Source organism: Niveispirillum lacus (genome assembly GCF_002251795.1).
In the GTDB taxonomy this organism is placed as follows: Bacteria; Pseudomonadota; Alphaproteobacteria; order Azospirillales; family Azospirillaceae; genus Niveispirillum; species Niveispirillum lacus.
In genome coordinates this window covers 69,694-88,132 of the sequence record NZ_NOXU01000022.1, presented here as the reverse complement: position 1 = coordinate 88,132, position 18,439 = coordinate 69,694, and the positions used below count along the sequence as shown (strand labels likewise).

General features: G+C 64.2%; 16 protein-coding genes. 4 read left to right on the top strand and 12 right to left on the bottom strand.

From position 1 onward, the window contains the following. Nucleotide 1: 1 nt before the first annotated feature. The 5 genes from CHU95_RS04365 to CHU95_RS04345 all read right to left on the bottom strand — a co-directional run bounded on the left by CHU95_RS04365 (nucleotide 2) and on the right by CHU95_RS04345 (nucleotide 6,081). The gene (locus tag CHU95_RS04365) at nucleotides 2-1,324 is read right to left on the bottom strand and encodes an MFS transporter (protein WP_094454300.1); all 1,323 of its coding nucleotides are present in this window, start codon (nucleotides 1,322-1,324) and stop codon (nucleotides 2-4) included. 4 nt (nucleotides 1,325-1,328) lie between these two features. Next, the gene (locus CHU95_RS04360; RefSeq protein ID WP_094454093.1) at nucleotides 1,329-1,733 is read right to left on the bottom strand and encodes a tellurite resistance TerB family protein; all 405 of its coding nucleotides are present in this window, start codon (nucleotides 1,731-1,733) and stop codon (nucleotides 1,329-1,331) included. Between the two features lie 246 nt (nucleotides 1,734-1,979). Beyond that, nucleotides 1,980-3,461: a DNA recombination protein RmuC gene (locus CHU95_RS04355; protein WP_245837861.1), complete on the bottom strand. Its 1,482-nt coding sequence runs from the start codon at nucleotides 3,459-3,461 to the stop codon at nucleotides 1,980-1,982. 79 nt (nucleotides 3,462-3,540) lie between these two features. Continuing rightward, nucleotides 3,541-4,758, bottom strand: coding sequence for a tryptophan synthase subunit beta (gene trpB, locus CHU95_RS04350; RefSeq protein WP_094454089.1), 1,218 nt, complete (start codon nucleotides 4,756-4,758; stop codon nucleotides 3,541-3,543). Nucleotides 4,759-4,875: 117 nt separating this feature from the next. Then, the gene (locus CHU95_RS04345; RefSeq protein ID WP_094454087.1) at nucleotides 4,876-6,081 is read right to left on the bottom strand and encodes a succinylglutamate desuccinylase/aspartoacylase family protein; all 1,206 of its coding nucleotides are present in this window, start codon (nucleotides 6,079-6,081) and stop codon (nucleotides 4,876-4,878) included. Between the two features lie 21 nt (nucleotides 6,082-6,102). Between CHU95_RS04345 and CHU95_RS04340 the strand changes: the two genes are divergently transcribed. From CHU95_RS04340 to CHU95_RS04330, 3 genes are all read left to right on the top strand, one after another. Next, nucleotides 6,103-7,314, top strand: a complete 1,212-nt coding sequence (locus tag CHU95_RS04340) for a hypothetical protein (protein WP_094454085.1) — start codon at nucleotides 6,103-6,105, stop codon at nucleotides 7,312-7,314. Nucleotides 7,315-7,411: 97 nt separating this feature from the next. Continuing rightward, nucleotides 7,412-8,302: a GumC domain-containing protein gene (locus CHU95_RS04335; RefSeq protein ID WP_094454083.1), complete on the top strand. Its 891-nt coding sequence runs from the start codon at nucleotides 7,412-7,414 to the stop codon at nucleotides 8,300-8,302. Continuing rightward, entirely contained in the window at nucleotides 8,299-9,279 is a 981-nt protein-coding gene (locus CHU95_RS04330; RefSeq protein WP_207762371.1) for a glycosyltransferase family 2 protein, read from the top strand. Before CHU95_RS04335 ends, CHU95_RS04330 begins: the two co-directional genes overlap by 4 nt. Here CHU95_RS04330 and CHU95_RS04325 read toward each other — a convergent pair. The 6 genes from CHU95_RS04325 to CHU95_RS04300 all read right to left on the bottom strand — a co-directional run bounded on the left by CHU95_RS04325 (nucleotide 9,186) and on the right by CHU95_RS04300 (nucleotide 16,448). Then, on the bottom strand, nucleotides 9,186-9,662 hold the full coding sequence (locus tag CHU95_RS04325) for a helix-turn-helix domain-containing protein (RefSeq protein ID WP_094454079.1): 477 nt from the start codon (nucleotides 9,660-9,662) through the stop codon (nucleotides 9,186-9,188). The two genes, CHU95_RS04330 and CHU95_RS04325, sit on opposite strands and share 94 nt — an antisense overlap. Nucleotides 9,663-9,870: 208 nt before the next feature. After that, nucleotides 9,871-10,629 (bottom strand): glycosyltransferase, encoded by a 759-nt coding sequence (locus CHU95_RS04320; RefSeq protein ID WP_094454077.1) that lies wholly within the window; start codon nucleotides 10,627-10,629, stop codon nucleotides 9,871-9,873. A gap of 3 nt (nucleotides 10,630-10,632) precedes the next feature. Beyond that, nucleotides 10,633-13,467: an SLBB domain-containing protein gene (locus CHU95_RS04315; RefSeq protein WP_165772003.1), complete on the bottom strand. Its 2,835-nt coding sequence runs from the start codon at nucleotides 13,465-13,467 to the stop codon at nucleotides 10,633-10,635. A gap of 161 nt (nucleotides 13,468-13,628) precedes the next feature. Continuing rightward, nucleotides 13,629-14,507 (bottom strand): N-carbamoylputrescine amidase, encoded by an 879-nt coding sequence (aguB, locus tag CHU95_RS04310; protein ID WP_094454298.1) that lies wholly within the window; start codon nucleotides 14,505-14,507, stop codon nucleotides 13,629-13,631. Nucleotides 14,508-14,562: 55 nt separating this feature from the next. After that, a complete protein-coding gene (locus CHU95_RS04305; RefSeq protein ID WP_094454073.1) occupies nucleotides 14,563-15,549 on the bottom strand; it encodes a FecCD family ABC transporter permease in 987 nt (328 codons plus the stop codon). Next, nucleotides 15,549-16,448 carry an ABC transporter substrate-binding protein gene (locus CHU95_RS04300; protein WP_094454071.1) on the bottom strand — a complete coding sequence of 300 codons (900 nt, stop codon included), beginning with the start codon at nucleotides 16,446-16,448 and terminating at the stop codon, nucleotides 15,549-15,551. The genes CHU95_RS04305 and CHU95_RS04300 overlap by 1 nt, the downstream gene beginning before the upstream one ends. A 101-nt stretch (nucleotides 16,449-16,549) precedes the next feature. Here CHU95_RS04300 and CHU95_RS04295 point away from each other — a divergent pair, with 101 nt between their 5' ends. Further along, complete coding sequence (locus CHU95_RS04295) at nucleotides 16,550-17,107, top strand: AAA family ATPase (protein ID WP_094454069.1); 558 nt, start codon at nucleotides 16,550-16,552, stop codon at nucleotides 17,105-17,107. Between the two features lie 24 nt (nucleotides 17,108-17,131). On the opposite strand, the gene CHU95_RS04290 is transcribed toward CHU95_RS04295, so the two are convergent. Next, nucleotides 17,132-18,436 (bottom strand): pentapeptide repeat-containing protein, encoded by a 1,305-nt coding sequence (locus CHU95_RS04290; protein WP_094454067.1) that lies wholly within the window; start codon nucleotides 18,434-18,436, stop codon nucleotides 17,132-17,134. Nucleotides 18,437-18,439 lie beyond the last annotated feature (3 nt).

Genomic DNA, 18,439 nt, shown 5'->3' with positions numbered 1-18,439 from the left:
CTTACCGCCGCTCCTTCACGGTGAGCAACAAAGCGGTCCCCAGCAGGAACAGGACAATCACGGTGGCCATGCCCGCACGCTGCGTGCCAAGGGCCGTGACCGCAAGCCCATAGGCCAACGGACCCAGCACACCGACGGCCCGCCCGGCCAGGGCATAGATGCCAAAGAATTCGGTCTCCAGCCCCGGTGGGGATAGCCGAGCCATCATCGATCGGGCCGCCGCCTGGGCTGGGCCATAGAAAATACCCAGCCCCATGCCCAGCAGCAGAAGCCATTGCTGATCGGGTGTGAAATCCAATGGCAGCGACAGGGTCGGCGCCCAGGCCCAGGCTGGTGTCCCCACCAAGACCATCGAGGTGCCGGTGATGATCAGGCCGATCAGGCTGACGATCAGGGTCGGCTTAGCTCCGATCCGGTCATCAGCCCAGGCAAAGCCGATGGCTCCCAGGCCGGCGGCCACATTCAACACGATGGCAAAGATGATCAACTGCTCCTCCACCATGCCGAAGACGATGCCGGCATAAATGCCGCCAAAGGCCGTAATGGTGTTGATCCCGTCGCGCCAGAGCGCGCTGGCAATCAGAAAGCGCAGCGTGTTGGCATGACGGGGCATAGCGCGCAGAGTGGTGATCAGACTGGCCCAGCCGTCGCGCACGGCGCCTGACACCGTCACGCCCGCCTCCGCCACCCGGTCGGGTGTCAGCAGGAACAGCGGGACGGCAAACAGCCCATACCATAAGGCCACAAGCAATGCCGTGGCCCGAACCGGTTCCGATTCTTCCTTGCTCAACAAGCCGAAAAGCGGGGCATCGGCCTGCAGAAGCACGACCAGACACAAGATCAGGCTGACCAGCCCGCCCAGATAGCCAAGGCCCCAGCCCCAGCCAGAGACACGGCCCAGATGGCTGCGCGGCGTCGTGATCGGCAGCAGCGCATTATAGAATACATTCGAAAGCTCGAACGCTGCCGCCGCCACACCCACCAGGATCAGGGCGGGCAGGGCAAAGGCCGGGTCGGGCTTGATCAGCCAGAGCAGGGCCGATCCCGCCACGGCGATGAAGGTGCAACTGGCCAGCCAAGGCTTGATTCGCCCGCCCCGGTCGGCAATGGCACCCAGCACCGGCGACAGCAGGGCAATCACCAGTCCCGACAGGCCCAGCATGAAGGCCCAGTCCGCCGATCCCTGGTCAGCGTCGGCCGACACGCCCTTGGTGAAATAGACCGAGAAGACAAAGGTCAGGATGATCGTGTTGAAGGCCGACATGGCCCAGTCATACAGGCACCAGCCGGCGATGGCCGGGGGCTTCAGGCCGGGGGCCGTCATGATCTCAGGCAACCGTGTAACGAGCGCGAGCCCCGCGCTCCAGGGCCGCAGCGGTCAGTCGGTCCACCTCCAGCCCATGGCGCAGCATCTCCAGCAGGCGCAATTCCTCCTGCGTTGCCGTCCGGTCGGCGGCGACCACTTCACAGGCCAGGATGTAAGCGGTTTCGCGCAGCGACTTGGGCAAAGACCGCTTGATCATCTCGATGGCGGCATCAAGACCGTCGGGGTCGCCCAGCAGCTCGGTGCATTCCTGCGCCACCTGGGCCAGCTTCTGGGTGTCGAAATCGGCGAAGACCGGCAGAAACCGGATATTCTCCCCCATCGCATGCAGTTCCGCGTCGGTCATGTTGCCATCCGATGCCGAGGTCAGCACCATGGCATAGATCAAGGCGCGGTGATGGTCGATCATCCTGTTCTCCCGTTGGAAATCCACTGGTGATGCCAGTAGGGTGTAAGCCTGCGCTGGCGTCAAGCACGGGGCGTTTCTCCGCAGGTCAACCGCGCCATCCGATCGCGATCCGCGACAGGGGATGGCCACGATGTTTCCCTCAACGGATGAGCGCCAGGGAAATCGGGGCACAGGCAATGATGGATCATCGGTCAAGATCCCATGCACCTGGTAAGAACCAGACCGGCTAAAGTGTGATCGCTTCCTTCACCGCTCACCCTCAACCATCGGCAGCGGCAGACGGGGCACCTGTTCCAACGGGGGCAGTTCAGGAAGTTCGCCGCCCGACGTTGCCTTCAGTTCCTTGAACCGCCGGGCTGTGACCATGACACGCGTCTCCAGCGAGGCGACGGCGGCATTGTAGCTGTTGACAGCCCCGCCCAGCCCCTTGCCCACCTTGATCATATGGTCGGCCATACTCGACAGCCGTTCGTGCAGTTCGCGACCCAACTGACTGATGGCCTGGGCATTACGGGCAAGGGATTCCTGCCGCCAGCCATAAGACACCGCGCGCAACAGGGCGATCAGGGTGGTAGGCGTGGCCGGGATCACCGACTGGTCGATCCCCGCTTCGATCAGGCCGGGGTCCTGCTCCAGGGCGGCGGAGAAAAAATTCTCCCCCGGCAGGAACAGGACGACGAATTCAGGGGCTGGATCGAACTGCGCCCAGTACCGTTTTTCGCCCAGCGCCTTCATATGGTCTCGGATATGCCGCGCATGGCGGGTCAGATGCGCCAACCGCGCCTCGTCATCTGCCGCATGGGTGGCGTCCAGGAATGCCTCCAGCGGCGCTTTGGCATCGACCACAATGCTTTTACCCCCCGGCAGTCGGACAATCAGGTCAGGGCGCAGGCGGTTGCCGTCGGTACTGTTGACGCTGGCCTGTTCATGGAAATCGCAATGGTCCAGCATGCCGGCCATTTCCACCACCCGCTTCAACTGGATCTCGCCCCACCGGCCGCGCGTGGCCGGACTCCGCAGTGCTTTGACCAGATTGCCGGTTTCGGCGCGCAACTGCCCTTGGCTTTCCATCAGATGTGCCACCTGGGTTTTCAGTTCTGTATAGGCGCCGATGCGCGCCTGTTCGATGCCGGCAACCGCCTCCCCGAACTTGGCCAGATGGTCGCGGATGGGGGTAACCAAGGCGTCGATGGCGGCCCCACGTTTTTCCAAGTCGCCCTTCGCAACCTCCCCGAACTTCTCAAACTGCGCCTGCGCCAGGGTCAGAAATTCACGGTTATTGGCCGACAACGCATCCGCCGACAGAGCCTTAAACGCATCGGCCAGCCGCACCTGTGCCTGATCCAGCAGGGCCAGCTTGTCCGCATGGGTCCGGCGTTCATGGTCCAGGGCCGTGCGCGCTTCCGCCAATGCGGTCTGCAATTCCGCCTGTTCATCCCGGGCGACCGCCAGCGCCTCCTCCAATCGCGGCAGGCGCGCCGCCTCCGCCACTGCGGCCGCCCGCCACGCCGATTCGGCCGTCAATTGCCGGCGCAGGTCCGCCAGTAACGCGTCGCGCTGCGCCAGTTCGCCGCGTAACTCCCCGATATGAAGACGGTCTCGCTCCCGGTCGGCTAGCAGGGCCGTGCGCTCGGCGCGTAGGGTCGCCGTCCCCTGGCGCTGCCAGAGAAACGCGATCAAGGCACCCGCCAGGGCGCCGGCCAGCAACGAAATCAGGTCGAGCGGCACGGGCAGCAGCCTCCGTCAAAGGGTCCATGACGGAAGATAGCCTACCCGCAAAATGAGAACAAGTCAGGAACAATCGCCCTTACAGAGCCACGCCCAGTTCTTTGCCCACGGTGAAAATGTCTTTGTCCCCGCGTCCGCACAGATTCATCACCAGCAGCGTATCCTTGGACAGCGTCGGGGCAATACGTTGTACGGCGGCCAGGGCGTGGCTGGGTTCCAGGGCGGGCAGGATGCCCTCCGTCCGGGCCAGCAACTGGAACGCATCCAGCGCCTCCTTGTCGGTGGCGCTGACATAATCCACGCGCCCCACCTCATGCAGCCAGGAATGTTCCGGGCCGATGCCGGGATAATCCAGACCGGCGGAGATGGAATGGCCTTCCAGGATCTGGCCATCATCATCTTGAAGCAGATAGGTGCGGTTGCCATGCAGCACGCCGGGGCGTCCGCCCTTCAGGCTGGCTGCGTGGCCATTGGGCACGTCCAAACCATGGCCACCGGCTTCCACGGCCACCATGCGGACCGTCGGCTCGTCCAGGAAATCGTGGAAAAGGCCGATGGCGTTGGACCCGCCACCGATACAGGCAACCAGCATGTCGGGCAGGCGGCCTTCGGCCTCCATCATCTGTTCACGGGTTTCACGCCCGATAATGGACTGGAAATCACGGACCATGGCCGGATAGGGGTGCGGGCCGGCAGCAGTACCGATGATGTAGAAGGTATCTTCCACATTCGTCACCCAGTCGCGCAGCGCGTCATTCATCGCGTCCTTCAAGGTGCCGGCCCCGCTGGTCACGGCACGCACCTCGGCGCCCAGCAGCTTCATGCGGAACACGTTAGGCGCCTGGCGCGCAATGTCGGTCGCCCCCATATAGACAACGCAGGGCAGGCCCATCAGGGCACAGACGGTGGCCGTGGCCACACCATGCTGACCAGCGCCCGTCTCGGCGATGATGCGCTTCTTGCCCATGCGCTTGGCCAGCAGGATCTGGCCCATGCAATTATTGATCTTGTGCGCGCCAGTATGGTTCAACTCGTCGCGCTTAAAGTAAATCTTGGCCCCGCCCAGCTCCTCCGTCAGGCGCTTGGCGAAATAAAGCGGGCTGGGCCGGCCCACATAATGCTTGAGCTGATGGGCCAGTTCGGCGTGGAATTCCGGATCGGCCTTGGCCTCCTCATACGCCCTTTCCACTTCCAGGATCAGCGGCATCAGCGTTTCGGCGACGAAACGTCCCCCGAAAATGCCAAAATGGCCATGTTCGTCGGGACCGTTACGATAGCTGTTCAGGGGCTTGTTCATGACGCTGCCTGGATGACGAAAGATGTCGGGGGAAACTAGACCGCCCGGCCGGCTTTTCCAAGCCCGCGACGCGGCACGCCACGTCATGGCGCAACCGCGATTTCGCTGGCAACAAAGTTACGCCGTCAGCAATGGACCGGAGGTCACCAGCACCTCCCGCCCCGCAATGCAGAGCAGAATATCGTTCGGCCCGGCATAACGTGACTGGGTCCGTGACCAGACCAGACCATCGGCGGTGGCGTGGCAGGCATGGCGGTCTCCGCTGGCGGGGTCCAGGATGGTGGCGACATGGTCGCCGGCCCGCACACGGGTGCCAAGGTCGACATGGTAAAGCGCGACACCACCCACCGGCGCGCGGACACGGTCCACCCCAGCCAACGGCGTGGCCAGATCTGCCCGGTCGGGCATGACGGGGACCGGGGCGTCGATGATGCCACGCCAGCAGAGATGATCGACCAGGGCAGCAGCATCAGCAGCGGCCAGCCCATCCGCCACATCCGCCTCACCTCGCAATTCCACGGTCACGGCAGAACAGCCGACGGGGATGGGCATGTCTGGCCCGCCATGGCGCGCGCGCAGGCGGTCCCAGGGCGTTGAACAAACCTCGTCAAACGGCTCACCACCGGATTGGTCGGCCAGGAAGACAGCCTTCGCATCCAGTCGGGCGGCCAAGTCGGCAACACCCAAGGGCCAACAGGCCGGCGTTGTATACAGGTGCATGACTGCCTCGCTGTCGCAATGCAGATCCAGCACATGATCAGCATCGATGGCATGGGTCAGCAGCAGCTTTCGCAGTGCGTCCACCTCCGTCCTGGGCTGCAGGGAGGCGGCGGCACTGGCCAAAGCCCGCTGGATCACCCGACGATTGGTATCGGCATCGCACCCCAGATCACCGGGATGCAAACAATCCGCGACCCTGTCCCCCAGATCGGCGAAGGCCCGGTTGAAATTCACCCCGCTGGCCAGATCAAAGCGACCGACATGCCCGCCCAGCAACACCTGATCCAGCCCGATGGGATTGGCCATGGGCACCAGAACCACCTGCCCCTTGATCCGTCCCTCGCCGTCCAGACGGATGAGATGGTCAAGCAGATGCCAGGCTACCACCATGCCTGGTAATTCGCCGGCATGCAGTCCGGCCTGGATATAGGCCTTGGGGCCCTGACCTGTGCCAAAATGGTGGATGGCCAGGCGCCGTGCGGTACCAGGGCGGCCGTGGGGCAGGGTGATAATGTCGGTCTGGTGCGTCATGATGGGCATGTTTGACGCCGCCTCTACCCCCTTGTCCAGCGCCTTCACGATGGCACAATAGCAAAATTGCATAATTGATACAGAGGTCGCGCCATGCGGGTGGATCGGCTCACGGAGGGGCGGCTTTGGGCCTTGGCCCTGTCCGTGCTGGCCTATGGCGCGGCCTCTGCGCCCGCGCCGCCGGGCATCCGGCCGCAGGAATTGCTGGTCTTCGCCGGAATTGCTGTGTTCGTGGGGATCACCGGCCCCTGGCGTTTCTTTGCTGGGCTGGAAGTCGCACGCGCACCGGCTCCCCTGGCCGCGGGATCAGCCATCCTGGTCTGGCTGCTGTGGCAGGGTTTTGTCCGCGGCCTGTGGAATGGCTGGGGGCTGACTGACATGATGCGCGACATCGTACCCATGCTGTTCCTGGCCCTGCCCCTGCTGCTGGCGCCGATCCTGGGCCGGCTGACGACTGATCAGGCCGACCGGTTGGCCGACGCAGCGGCAGCAGCCGGTGTCCTGTTTACCGTGCGTTGGTGGTATGACACCGGCATGGCGCTGTCGGCGGTTGGCACATCCGCCCTGGGCGAAGGACGCTACTATCTGCTGAACAGCGCGCTGGTCCCATTTGCATCGGTCTGGTTGGGGTTGCGGTCGATGCGTTGGCTTCTGGCATCGCAACCGACCGCTGCCGAACGGGTTCAGGCACTGCTGGCGGCGGCGGGATGTCTCTGTTGCCTGCTGGCCCAGGCGGCGACCCTGCACCGGGCGGGACTGCTATTGTCGCTATTGGCCTTGGGGCTGGGCATGGGGCGTTGGCTTTGGCGACGGCCGGCCCTGTTTCTTACCCTGTTCCTGCTGGCTTCGGCTTCTCTGATCGGGGTGGGCGCGCGGGTGGCCGGGGTGGCTGCGCTGCTGGCAGACAAGACAGAAAGTGTAGGCCTGAACAACCGCGTTGATGAGTTACTGGCCGTGCTGGAGCAGGTGGGTCGCCACCCGGTATCTTTCCTGATCGGCGATGGCTGGGGCGCCCTGGTGCCCAATCCTGCCGTCGGCTGGTGGCGCGTTTCCTACACTCACAGTGCGGCCAGCTACTTCTTGCTGAAGTTGGGAGCGCTGGGTCTGGCACTGATCTTGTGTTTGGCCGGACTGCTGGCGGGAGTGCTGGCAAGGGCGGCGCGGGACATGCCCATGCTGCTGTTGGCGGCAAGCCCTTCCCTGCTGCTCGGTGCCTTCCTACATACAAGTTTCAAGTATCTCTGCTTCTCGCTTCTCCTCTCTTTAGTGACAGGGCGGGCCTATATGAGTCTTTACCGGCGATAACAACTGAGTCATTCTCCTTTTCGGAGAACACAAGTGCAGGCAGGCCTGGCCGATGCCCGACAGCTTCGCCCCCAGGCTGGATAGGCAGAGACCCGAAATGGGTGAACTGCTGCGCGCCTTGGCCGCTCAATGGCAACGATTGCTGCTTTGTACCCTGGCGGGACTGACGATGACCGTCCTGTCGCTGCATCTGGTGACGCCCCGATACACGGTCAGCATGGTTGTGGGACCACCAGGGCGAAGCGGCCCGGCGGCCATGGGTCCGCGTGCACCGGCACTGTCGCCGGCCGCTGGTCGCGGCATTGCGGAACAGGGATCAGCAGAAGAGGTGGTGTCTGATTTTGCCCGTTATCTGGCCCTGCTGACGTCTGTGCCGGTCGCTGAGCGGCTCAGTGCTGATACGGCGGTGATGCGCGGTCTGTTTGAAGATGCATGGGATCCGGAAGCTGGAGATTGGCGCCCCCCACTAGGAATCGGGTCCTGGACGGTCCGGTCACTGCGGTGGCTCGCTGGATATCCCGGCTGGGCTCCGCCTGATGCGGTGGATCTGTCGCGGCTACTGAAGAAGGAACTGGCAGTCGAGGCGGTTAATGAAGGACCGCTGCGCCGCCTGGTATTCCGGCATGAGAAGCGGAGCTTTGCGCTGCTGCTGCTTACCCGGCTGCATGCAGCCACAGAGGCGCATCTGCGGTCGGAGGCGGGTCGCCGCCTGAAAGCGGAGATGGTCCATGTCAATGACCGCCTGTCCGGCATATCCAATCTGGACCGGTCGCGGCAATTGACCGGCATGGTGGCAGAACAGGAGGAAACACTGATGATGCTGGAGGTCGGGCTCCCCTACGCCGCCGACCTGCTGGAGCCACCGGCAGCGCCAGCGCTGGCCGACTGGCCCAACCCCGTGCCGCTGATCCCGGCCGGTGCCCTGGCCGGATTCGGGCTGGGGCTGTTCGTGCTGGCGGCGCGGCATGGGTATCGGCGGGGGATATGATGGGCAGCGCCATCCCGGTCAGTGTGATTGTCATGACCCGTAACGAAGTCGCCAACATCGCCCGTTGTCTGGCGCCACTGTCGGCCTTTGCGCAGGTACTGGTGGTCGACAGCGACAGCCACGATGGAACCGCCACCATCGCTGCGGCACGCGGGGCCGAGGTGGTGAACTTTCACTGGAACGGGGCTTATCCAAAGAAGAAACAATGGTGCCTGTCACACCCGTCCCTGCGCCATGACTGGGTGCTTTTTGTTGACGCGGACGAATGTATCACTCCCCAACTGGTTGCAGAGATTGACGATTTGATGCGGTCGGGACCCAGTCACAATGCCTATTGGGTGAATAGTCGGCCGGTCTGGCTTGGCCGGCTGCTGCGTCACGGCACCCCGTACCGGAAGATCGCCCTGCTGCACCGACGTCGGTCGCGCTTTCCCATTTGCCCGGATCTGCATGTGTCGAGAATGTGGGAGGTGGAGGGGCATTACCAGCCGATGGTTGAGGGCCAGACCGGGCGTCTGTCCGCTACCCTGATACATGCCGACGCCAAACCGCTGGCTGACTGGTTTGACCGCCACAATCGCTACTCGGATTGGGAAGCGGCCTTGGCCAATGATGGCGGTGCTTCGGCCTTGCTGGCCGGTGAACGGGGCCTGCGCCGCGTGGCAAAACAGGTGCTGGCGCGGCTGCCGGGGCGGCCACTCCTGGCTTTCCTGCACGCTTATCTCTGGCATTTGGGCTTCTTGGATGGCAAGGCCGGTTTGCACCACGCCCTGTCACGGGCCTTCTACTACTGGTCGATCGACCTGAAACGCGACTGGCTGGCCGCAAGAATGACGGCCAGCCAGACCGAAACAACCGGCACTTTGCTGTCGGATACCCGTGATCACACGGCCTTCGTGCTGTCTTCCGGATCGCCGGCCAGCGTCTTCACCAACTCAAACGTACGACGGCGCACTGATTCTTCCGGGATCCGGTAATAGGCGCGCACCAGTTCCAGCGTCTCGCGCCGGGCCATGGATTCAAATTCCTGTGTCTCGCTGGGCTGGTCTTCAGGGACCAGTGTTGATTCCGGCGCCGGCAGATCGTCAAAGAAGAACGTCACCGGCACGCCCATGACCTGCGACAGGTTGAACAGGCGGCTGGCGCTGATGCGGTTGGCGCCACGTTCATATTTCTGCAGCTGCTGGAAGGTGATCCCCACCGCCTCACCCAACGTTTCCTGGCTAAGGCCCAGCAGGGTGCGGCGCAGTCGCAGGCGTTGACCGACATGAATGTCAATCGGGTTCGGACCCTCGCCCCGCTTGGACAGGGAATAGGCCTGGGCGAGCCCCACCTTCGGCGGATTTCTCTTTTCAAGCATTACTGGACTCCTTAAGCACCGGTTATTGCCACTACATATAGAGAAGCATGACAGCGCCTCCAATACGGATGGTTGTAGCGGGCTGCGACCATTTCCGTTCTGGAAAGGTTAATGCCCGTGTTCGTTATGGAAACGCTTAGTGCTTGATTTTGTTATGTAAATGGCATGTTAACAGAATTTGGGGGATTAATCCCGATGCAAATGCGGATTAAAATCGCCAAAAGGCATACCCACTTGGGCATAAGTTTCGAGCCACACCTGCGACAATTTGTAGCAACATGATCACCCCTGCCTTAGGGGCGGACATACGCAGAAGCCGGCGACGAACCTGATACTGCTCGCGGCGGCCCAACGCTGCCAGACGCCGCGACAGGCCGCCGGGAGCAAAGCGCGCCACGACGCGGTTAACTTGCACGATCCGGCTGGCACGGGACAGAACGTCCAGGGTGAAGGCATAGTCCCCGGCGATCCGGTACCCCTGATCCAAGCGCAACCCCGACAGCAGTCCCCGACGGTAGAACAAGGCACAGTGATGGGCTGGCATCCCATAAAAGGCCCAGCGCCAATGCCGCGCCCGCTTTCGCCGCATATGCCCGTCTCCAGGGTCTTCCAGACTGTCGCCATAAAGCAGGTCTGGCGCCTCGGACAGCACCGGCATCAAGTCGGAAAGGACGTCGCCATCCGCCAGACAATCGCCAGCATTCAAGAACAACACATACTGCCCGCTGGCCCTGACCAGAGCCCGGTCCATCCCGGCAAAGGGCCCGCCATCAGGCATGCTGCTCAGCCAGTCGGGCACAGGTCCCGGTGGCGACAGGGCGGACAGCGTGGATGCCTCAGACCCACCGTCGGCCACCAGCCATTCAAAATCCTGCCAGGACTGGACCGCCAGACTATCGCGGGTTGCAACCAGCCCGGCGGGATCATCACGCACCACGGTGATGATGGTCAGGGTTCGCGCCTGCACGGTTTACTCCGATATGGCCGCGATGGCGGCGGCGCTGAAGGCGATCTGGCTGAGGATCGTGGTGATGCTCTGGGTCAGGGGCAGCCATTCAAACGGTTCCGCATCGCGCGGCACCACAATCATGGAACCGGGCAGCACTGCGGCCACGTCATGGTCCAACCATCCGCTCTCCAGGGGTTGCGCCGCGCCATTGGGCTGGATGACAAAGATACGGTCATCATCGGCAAAGCGGGTCAGGCCACCTGCCTCGCGCAGGTAATCCATCGTCTCTTTCTCAGGATCGAACAGCAGCGATGCCGGGGCCAGCACCTCACCTGACACGGTAACGGTCAGGGGGCGCTTGGGGATATGTACCCGGTCCCCCGGCTGCAACGGGATATCCAGTTCTGGCCGCTCGCCCAGCACCTCGGGGTTGGCCTCCACTGTAATGCGGCCGAGCGCGGTCGCGCCGCGCAGGTCGGCGGCCAAAGCCCGGACCAGTTCCACCCGCGCCGGGTCTGGCGGGTTCTTGCCACCCAGCATCTGCGATAATTGCCGGTCCAGTTCGCGGGCATTGCGGCGCAACCCCTCCTCCTCGGCCAGACGAGCGCTTTCCCGGGTGAAGATCACCCCAGCCGGGTACGCTTCCCCCGTCAGTCCACCGGCCCGGCGCAGCAGCATGGACAGGGTTTCTCCCGGCGCAATGTCATAGATGCCGGGCTCTGCCACCTCGCCGGCCAGCAACACGCCACGGCGTTCCTGCGGCCGCTGGCGCAGGGCCACCCGCAAGGCAGCACCTGGCGGGATCATATCCACAGCCGCCACTCCGCCCGTAATCTCCCGCGGGACCACAGCACGAGAATCGCCGTCGCCCTCCCCGCGCGGTCCTGGCGGTGGGGGAAGCAGTTCCAGGCGCGAGGGGTCACCCTCGGGCTTCACCCCGCCCGCCGCGCGCAGCAGCAGCGGCAGGGGTAACGGCCCTGCCACCGGATATTCCCCCGGACGCACCACCCCGCCGCGCAGGGCCACCATCCGCTCCGACAGCAGAGCCCGCAGCGCGGGGTCCAACGGGTCCACCGGGTCCAGTTTATCCCCCTCAACGGCCATGACTTCGTCATGCCGGAACAGAGTGACCCGATCCCCATCGCGCAGGCGCAGGTCGAACCGACCCTCCACCACCTCTGCCGGGGCAAACAGACTGGGCCGGCGGCCAGACGCGGCGGAATCGGCCCGTTCCAGCAGTCCCGCCAACCCATAGGCATCGGGCAGCGGGGCCCCCGCACCCGACAGCAGGGCGCGCAGGCTCAACCCTTCTTCCCCCACGGAACGCAGACCGGGCTGCCGCACCGGACCCGACAGCAGAACCCCATCGCCCACGGCATCCGCGACCTGCCCGGGCGCGACATTGCCCTTGCCCGCAAAATTGCCGCCGGCCATTGGCGCCAAGGCCGACAGGGCCATGGGTCCAGCCAGCGGATAAGGACCGGGCCGCAGCACACCGCGCCGCATGAACACCGATTGGTGCAGCAAGAACGGCAGCAGATCGCCGTCCACCCCCTGGAACAGCGGTGGACAGGGCAGCGGCGGCCCTTCCACCCCACTGGATGCCCGCGCCAAGGGTCCGGCGGCCAGCACACCGTCAGGATCAGCCGACAGGGCTGCTGCCAGCGATGCCAACCCGGCACATTCCGCCAAATGCAGTGGATCGGGTGGTTGTTGCGAAAGCAGGGCCAGCACCGAACGGCTGCGCAGGAACCCGATATCGGCCGCCGACAGAACCACCAACCGGTCACCGTCGCGCGCCGGTTCCGCCTCTCGCCCTGCCAGCAGCGCCGACAGATCCAGCGCCCGCATCTGCGGCGCCCCGCCTGCCGCCGTCCGACGCAACAGCACAGCCATGGGAAGCCAGGCGTCCGGCAACAACATATCGCGATCCACCAGATCGGCCAGCCGCATCCCTTCGGCCAGGACCCGCCCTCCCGGTTCAGCCACGGCTCCCCACAGGCTGACACTGCCCACCCGCGCCCCACCATCAGGCGCATGGATCAGCAGGTCGCCATCGCGCAGGGTAACCGGCGATCCGGCACTGACCGGCAGCGGCTTTTCCAGCCCTTCGGGCGACAGGCGTAAAAGACTGGACCGGTCCCGCCCCGGCCGCAGCGCCCCACCGGCCAAGGTCAGAAGATCGGCTGTATCGTCTGGTCCCGTACCCGACACCGGGCCTGGCGGCAACTCATAGATGCCGGGCCGTTTCACCGATCCCGCCACTGCCACGGTCGGCCCCAGCGGCGGCACGATCAGCCGCACTCCATCCGACAAGAGGTCGGCCGCTGCCCCCTCGCCCCGGGTCAGCAGATCATACAGATCGAGCCCGGCCCCCTCACCCCCCGGCCTGACAAGCCGGATGCTGCGGAGCGAACCATCCGGCAGCACCCCACCCGCCGCAATCAGGGCATCCAGTGGCGTGGCAAACGCTGGCAGCGACACACGGCCCGGCCGTGCCACCTGGCCCAGAACCAGAACCCCGACCCGCCGCATGGACAGGAGCGAGAGAAAGGCTTGGGTCTGCACATGGCTGGCAGCTACCGCCGCCTCCAGTTCGGCCCGCACCTCGCCCAAAGGCCGGCCGGCCGCCTGAATGGGGCGCAGATCATCGATCAGCAGCAACCCGTCGGCGCCGATCCGGTGCCGGCTTGTGCGCGCCGCCTGTCCGCGCAGCAGCAGCGACAGTTCATCCCCCGGCCCCAGCCGGTAATCATCGCCGACCGCGCCCAGCGCCGGCCCCTCCGCCACGCCCGCGCCATCGAAAAGATCGCGGCCGAACAGGCGCAGTTCCTGCCCGGCCCGGTCGCTGAACATTCTCTCGACACGCCCTAGGGGCGCCCCCGGCGGATCGGCTATCGCCGCACGCGGGAGGAAAAGGACCAACAGCAGCGCAAGGAGGCGGGCAATGTAAATCATGAGTCCTAAAAGCTGTAGGACTTGTAATTTACACTTGTATTAGGTTTTTGAAAACAGCTTCAACCGTGGCGCCGGCTGCCATCCAGTGTCAGGATCGGACCATACAGGCTCGGTCTCCGGTCGCGGAATACACCCCATCCGGCCCGGATACGGGCGATGGCCTCCAGATCGAATTCCTGGACCAGCACAGTCTCAGACACGCGATCGGCCTCGACCAGCTTCGCCCCCTTGGCATCAGTGATGAAACTGGATCCATAGAAGGTGATGCTGCCCGTCTCGAGCGTCTCCTTGCCGATGCGGTTGCTGGCAATCACGGGCATCAGGTTGGCGCCGCTATGCCCCTGCATGACACGCTGCCAGTGGTCGCGGCTGTCCAGCGTGTCGTCCTGCGGTTCCGACCCGATGGCCGTTGGATAGAACAGCAGTTCCGCCCCCTGCAGCGCCATGACACGCGCTGCTTCCGGAAACCACTGGTCCCAGCAGATGGCGGTGCCGATGCGGGCATAACGGGTCTGATAGGTCTGGAACCCGGTGTCGCCCGGACTGAAATAGAATTTCTCCTGATAACCCGGTCCGTCTGGAATATGGCTTTTCCGATAAAGGCCCAGGACCGATCCATCCGCATCAATGGTGACCAGGGAATTATAATGCGCCGTATTGGCTTTTTCGAAAAAAGACAGCGGCAGCACGACCGACAATTCACGGGCCAGCGCCTGGAAATGCTGGATCAGCCGGTTATTCTCCACCGGTGATGCCAGCTCAAAATATTCCGGCTTCTGGTCCTGGCAGAAATAGGGCGCTTCAAACAGTTCCTGGATCAGGATGATCTGCGCACCCTGACCATGAGCCCGGCGGATCAACGCCTCAGCCTTGGCAATATTGGCCTCACGGTCCCAACTGCACGCAAATTGCGTGGCGGCAACAGTCACCTTGCGCATCTTTTCCATCCTTCTGTGCGTTTGCGTGGCAGCATAGCCAAGTTTCAGCCGCCGGTCACATGACCCTTGTGCGCGTCCTCAGCACCAGGGCCAGGAAAAACGGCGCGCCCAGTAAGGCCGTCACCACCCCCAGCTTCAACTCCGGTCCCGGACCGCCCAGGCGCAGGGCCGTATCGGCCGCCAGTAACAAGGCCGCCCCGCCCAGCGCCGACAGGGGTAACAGGCGGGACGGCTGGGCCCCGGCCAGCGGGCGCAGCAGATGCGGGACGATAAGACCGATGAAACCAATGGCGCCCGCGACTGACACCGCCGCCCCCACCGACAGGGCGGTCCCCAGAATGACCAGGGTGCCGGTGCGGCGCGGGCTGAACCCCATGGACTGTGCCGTCCCCTCGCCCAGTGACAGCGCATCCAGACCGCGCCCCGACAGAAGCAGCAGCAAGGCCCCCACCGCCATGAAGGGAGCCGCCACGCCAACATGGTTCATCGACCGGTCGGCCAGCGACCCCAGCATCCAGAACACGATTTCCGTTAAGGCGAACGGATTGGGCGACAACGACAATGTCAAGGAAGTCAGAGCCCCGGCGAGGCTGCTGATCGCCACCCCGGCCAGGATCAGGGTCAGAACCGATGCCTGCCGCCCGGCCAGCAGGTAAAGCAGCGTGACGGCGATCAGCGCCCCCGCCATGCCGCCGATGGGCAGGGCCAGCGGGAACACGAGGCTGGCCCCGGAGTAAAATGCGATGACCGCCCCAAGGCCGGCACTGGCAGAAACACCGATGACGCCAGGCTCTGCCAACGGGTTGCGCAGCAATCCCTGCAAGGCCGCTCCCGAAAGGCCGAGCACGGCCCCGATACCGAGACCTAACAGGGCACGCGGCAGCCGGATCTGGGCAAAGATCACGCCGGCCGTCCCGTCGCCGCCGGTCCACCATTCCCTGACAGCCAATGGCAGCGACACCGCAGCGGGACCTACGGCCAGGGAGGTGACAAAGAACAGGATCAGGACCAGCCCCAGAAGCCAGGGTACCGTGCGCCGCATCAATTCCCCCTTGCTGCCAACAGCCGGTCACGGGCCTGCGCCAACAGGGCCACCGCTTCCGCCGTAAACGGTCCACCACAGGTCCACAGCTTGCCCGGCACGCTGGGCCGTGCCTGGCTCGGCACCGCCCGACTCAATGCCGGATGGGCCAGCATTTGCCCGTTCAGCGATGGATGCCCACCTTCACTGGTATTGGCAATCAGCAGATCCGGCGGATCGCCCGCGACCATCTCCACCGGCAGATAGCCGTAGCCGGAAAGACCCTTTTCGCCGGCATAATTGACCAGCCCTGCCGCTCGCATCACCGCATCCGTCAGGGTACCGGTCCCGGCGGTAAAGGCACCGGGCGCCAGCGACAGGACGCGCAGGCGGCCGGCCTTTCCCGCCGGGGCCAGTGCCGAAGCCAACGTGGCATCCATCTCGGCAATGATGTCCTCGCCCCGCCCCGGTACCTCCAGAGCGGCAGCGACCTGTCGGATCTGGGCGCGGATTCCCTCAAAATCCTGGACAAGCCCGACCTCCAGCACCGGCACGCCCCGCGCGCGCAGCAGCGCGATCGTAGGGCGGGTGGTGAAGGTTCCGGCCAGCACCAGATCAGGCGCCAGCGGCAGCACCTCCTCTGCCATACCCTGTACCAGCGGCACATCCCCCACCCGCGCTGCCAGTGCCGATAGACCGGGATCAGCAGCCAGGAAGGACAAGGCGGCGATGCGCTCCCGCGGCAACAGGGCCAGGGCCAGTTGGTCAGTACAGAGGTTCAACGACACGACCCGCACCGGCCCCGCTTTCGCCGCAATCGGCATCAGCATCGCCATGCTGGCGACACAGATCAGACCGAAGACGAAAAAGCTGGCGGCCCCCCACCTTTGGCGGGGATTGGCGGCGGGCTTGGTTGGCACGATGCTATCCTTGGACCCAGATCGCCGATCAACCGGCGCGCGCGACTTTATAGGGCATAGTGCAGTCGCGACGGAACGGGCAAGGGCGGGGAGAGACGTCGATGATGCAACGGCGGCCACGGATTGGGATCACAGGCAGTGCCGGCACGGGCAAGACCCGTCTGGCGACCGCACTCTCCACCATGCTGAACCTTCCAGTCCGCTCAGAACGGATGCGCGAAAGGCTGGCCGCTGGTTTCGACCCGCACAGCCTGTCGCGTGACGGACACCGCCTTATGCTGACCAACGATGCTGATGATCTGGCCCTTGATCTGGCCCGTGACAGGGATGGGTTGATCACTGACCGCACGCCGCTGGACATGGCTGCCTTCTGGCTGATCAACGGCTTTGGTGTGGATGATATTCCTGCAACGGAGGCACTGCTGGACCGCGCCGTCTGCGCCATGGCTGATTACGATCTGGTGGTGCTGATGCCCTGGGGCGAACACCCTATTCTCTCCGACGGCATCCGGTCCGCCAATCCCTGGATGCAGCTACACTTCCAGACCGTGGTGGAAGGCCTGTGCCGGCGTTTCGTAGCCCCGGAAAGGTTGATGACCCTGACTGGTCGGCAGCCGGTGATGATTGTCGCCGAACTGATACGCGAACGGGTGTCCTAACACGCGCGGCCGCGCCTTGCATCCTCACGCGAAATCATCATCCTCGTCCGGGGCTGGCAAGGTGGCGCCGATGGTAACCGCGTCGGTCAGATTGGCGCCCCTGATATTGGCTTCCAGCAGGTTGGCCCCTGTCAGGTCGGCCGCGCGCAAGTCGGCACCCGCCAGGTTGACACCGCGCATGGCGGCGCGGGTCAGGCTGGCCTGAACCATGATGGTGTTGGACAGGTTGGCAGGCCATTTACGGCCCGTGCCACGACCATTCGGTCCCTTGATCTCGACCGACCCAATCTTGGCATTGTCCAATTTAGCACCGGACAAGTTGCTGCCCCGCAGGTTGGCCCCATCCAGTGTTGCCCCGGTCAGGTCAGCGAAATTCAGCGCAGCGCCCGACAGGTCAGCCATCACGAACAGGCAATCGCGCAGCTTGGCACCAGAGAAATTGACACCCTTCAGATTGGCGCCGCCCAGATTGGCGCCAATCAGGTCGATATGCGACAGGTCCTGGCCTTCCAGGTCTGCGCGCTCGCCCTTGTCGCCATTGCTGGTGATCCAGGCCTGATGTTGCGACAGGATACGCTGGATGGAGGCGGAGAAGGTTTCCGCCGACCGGCTGAAATTGGCCCCCAGCATGTCAACATTGGACAGGTCCACCCCTTCCAGGTTGGCCCCTTGCAGGTCGGCATTGCGCAGATTGGCCCCGGCCAGCACGGCCCCCGCCAGGTTGGTATCGCGTAGCTTGGCGCCCATCAAATTGGCGCTGTGCAGATTGACGCCGCGCATATCACAGCCGGCGAAATTCGCACTTTTCATCACAGACCGGGCCATGTTGCATCCGGCCATCTGTGCGCCAGAACAATCCGCCCCGACCAGTGAGCATTCCGACAGATCGGCCCCGGCCAGATTGGCGTTGGACAGGGTGGCATCATCCATGTCGGCGCCACGCAGGTCGGATGGTTCCATCTTCACATTGCTGGGCGCCCGCCGGTCCAGCAGCGCCCCACCACGCAGATCCGCTCCCCGCAGGATGGCGCATTTCAACCTGGCCCCGCGCAGATGTGCCCCCCGCATGTCGGCGTTGGTCAGGTTGGCATTGACCAGAATGGCCCGCGTCAGCCGCGCCGCGAACAGGTCCGCTGCCGTCAGGTTTGCACCGGTAAAATCACAATCCGACAGGTTGGCACCCGACAGTTTGGAATTCTGCAGATTGGCGCCGGAGAAATTGTGACCTTGCAGGTCAGCCAGGGCCATCATGGCGCGGGCACCACCCGTCAGCCGCTTCAGCCAGCGTTCATGCTTGTCAATGACGGCGAGCAGCTCGTGCGGTGTCATGAT

Excerpts from the sequence above, each read along its gene's own strand:
- CHU95_RS04305 (WP_094454073.1), bottom strand. The coding sequence starts at position 15,549 with ATGCGGCGCACGGTACCCTGGCTTCTGGGGCTGGTCCTGATCCTGTTC.
- trpB (WP_094454089.1), bottom strand. The coding sequence starts at position 4,758 with ATGAACAAGCCCCTGAACAGCTATCGTAACGGTCCCGACGAACATGGC.
- CHU95_RS04330 (WP_207762371.1), top strand. The coding sequence starts at position 8,299 with ATGATGGGCAGCGCCATCCCGGTCAGTGTGATTGTCATGACCCGTAAC.
- CHU95_RS04295 (WP_094454069.1), top strand. The coding sequence starts at position 16,550 with ATGATGCAACGGCGGCCACGGATTGGGATCACAGGCAGTGCCGGCACG.
- CHU95_RS04365 (WP_094454300.1), bottom strand. The coding sequence starts at position 1,324 with ATGACGGCCCCCGGCCTGAAGCCCCCGGCCATCGCCGGCTGGTGCCTG.
- CHU95_RS04325 (WP_094454079.1), bottom strand. The coding sequence starts at position 9,662 with ATGCTTGAAAAGAGAAATCCGCCGAAGGTGGGGCTCGCCCAGGCCTAT.
- CHU95_RS04335 (WP_094454083.1), top strand. The coding sequence starts at position 7,412 with ATGGGTGAACTGCTGCGCGCCTTGGCCGCTCAATGGCAACGATTGCTG.
- CHU95_RS04360 (WP_094454093.1), bottom strand. The coding sequence starts at position 1,733 with ATGATCGACCATCACCGCGCCTTGATCTATGCCATGGTGCTGACCTCG.
- CHU95_RS04340 (WP_094454085.1), top strand. The coding sequence starts at position 6,103 with ATGCGGGTGGATCGGCTCACGGAGGGGCGGCTTTGGGCCTTGGCCCTG.
- CHU95_RS04345 (WP_094454087.1), bottom strand. The coding sequence starts at position 6,081 with ATGCAATTTTGCTATTGTGCCATCGTGAAGGCGCTGGACAAGGGGGTA.
- CHU95_RS04290 (WP_094454067.1), bottom strand. The coding sequence starts at position 18,436 with ATGACACCGCACGAGCTGCTCGCCGTCATTGACAAGCATGAACGCTGG.
- aguB (WP_094454298.1), bottom strand. The coding sequence starts at position 14,507 with ATGCGCAAGGTGACTGTTGCCGCCACGCAATTTGCGTGCAGTTGGGAC.
- CHU95_RS04315 (WP_165772003.1), bottom strand. The coding sequence starts at position 13,467 with ATGTTCAGCGACCGGGCCGGGCAGGAACTGCGCCTGTTCGGCCGCGAT.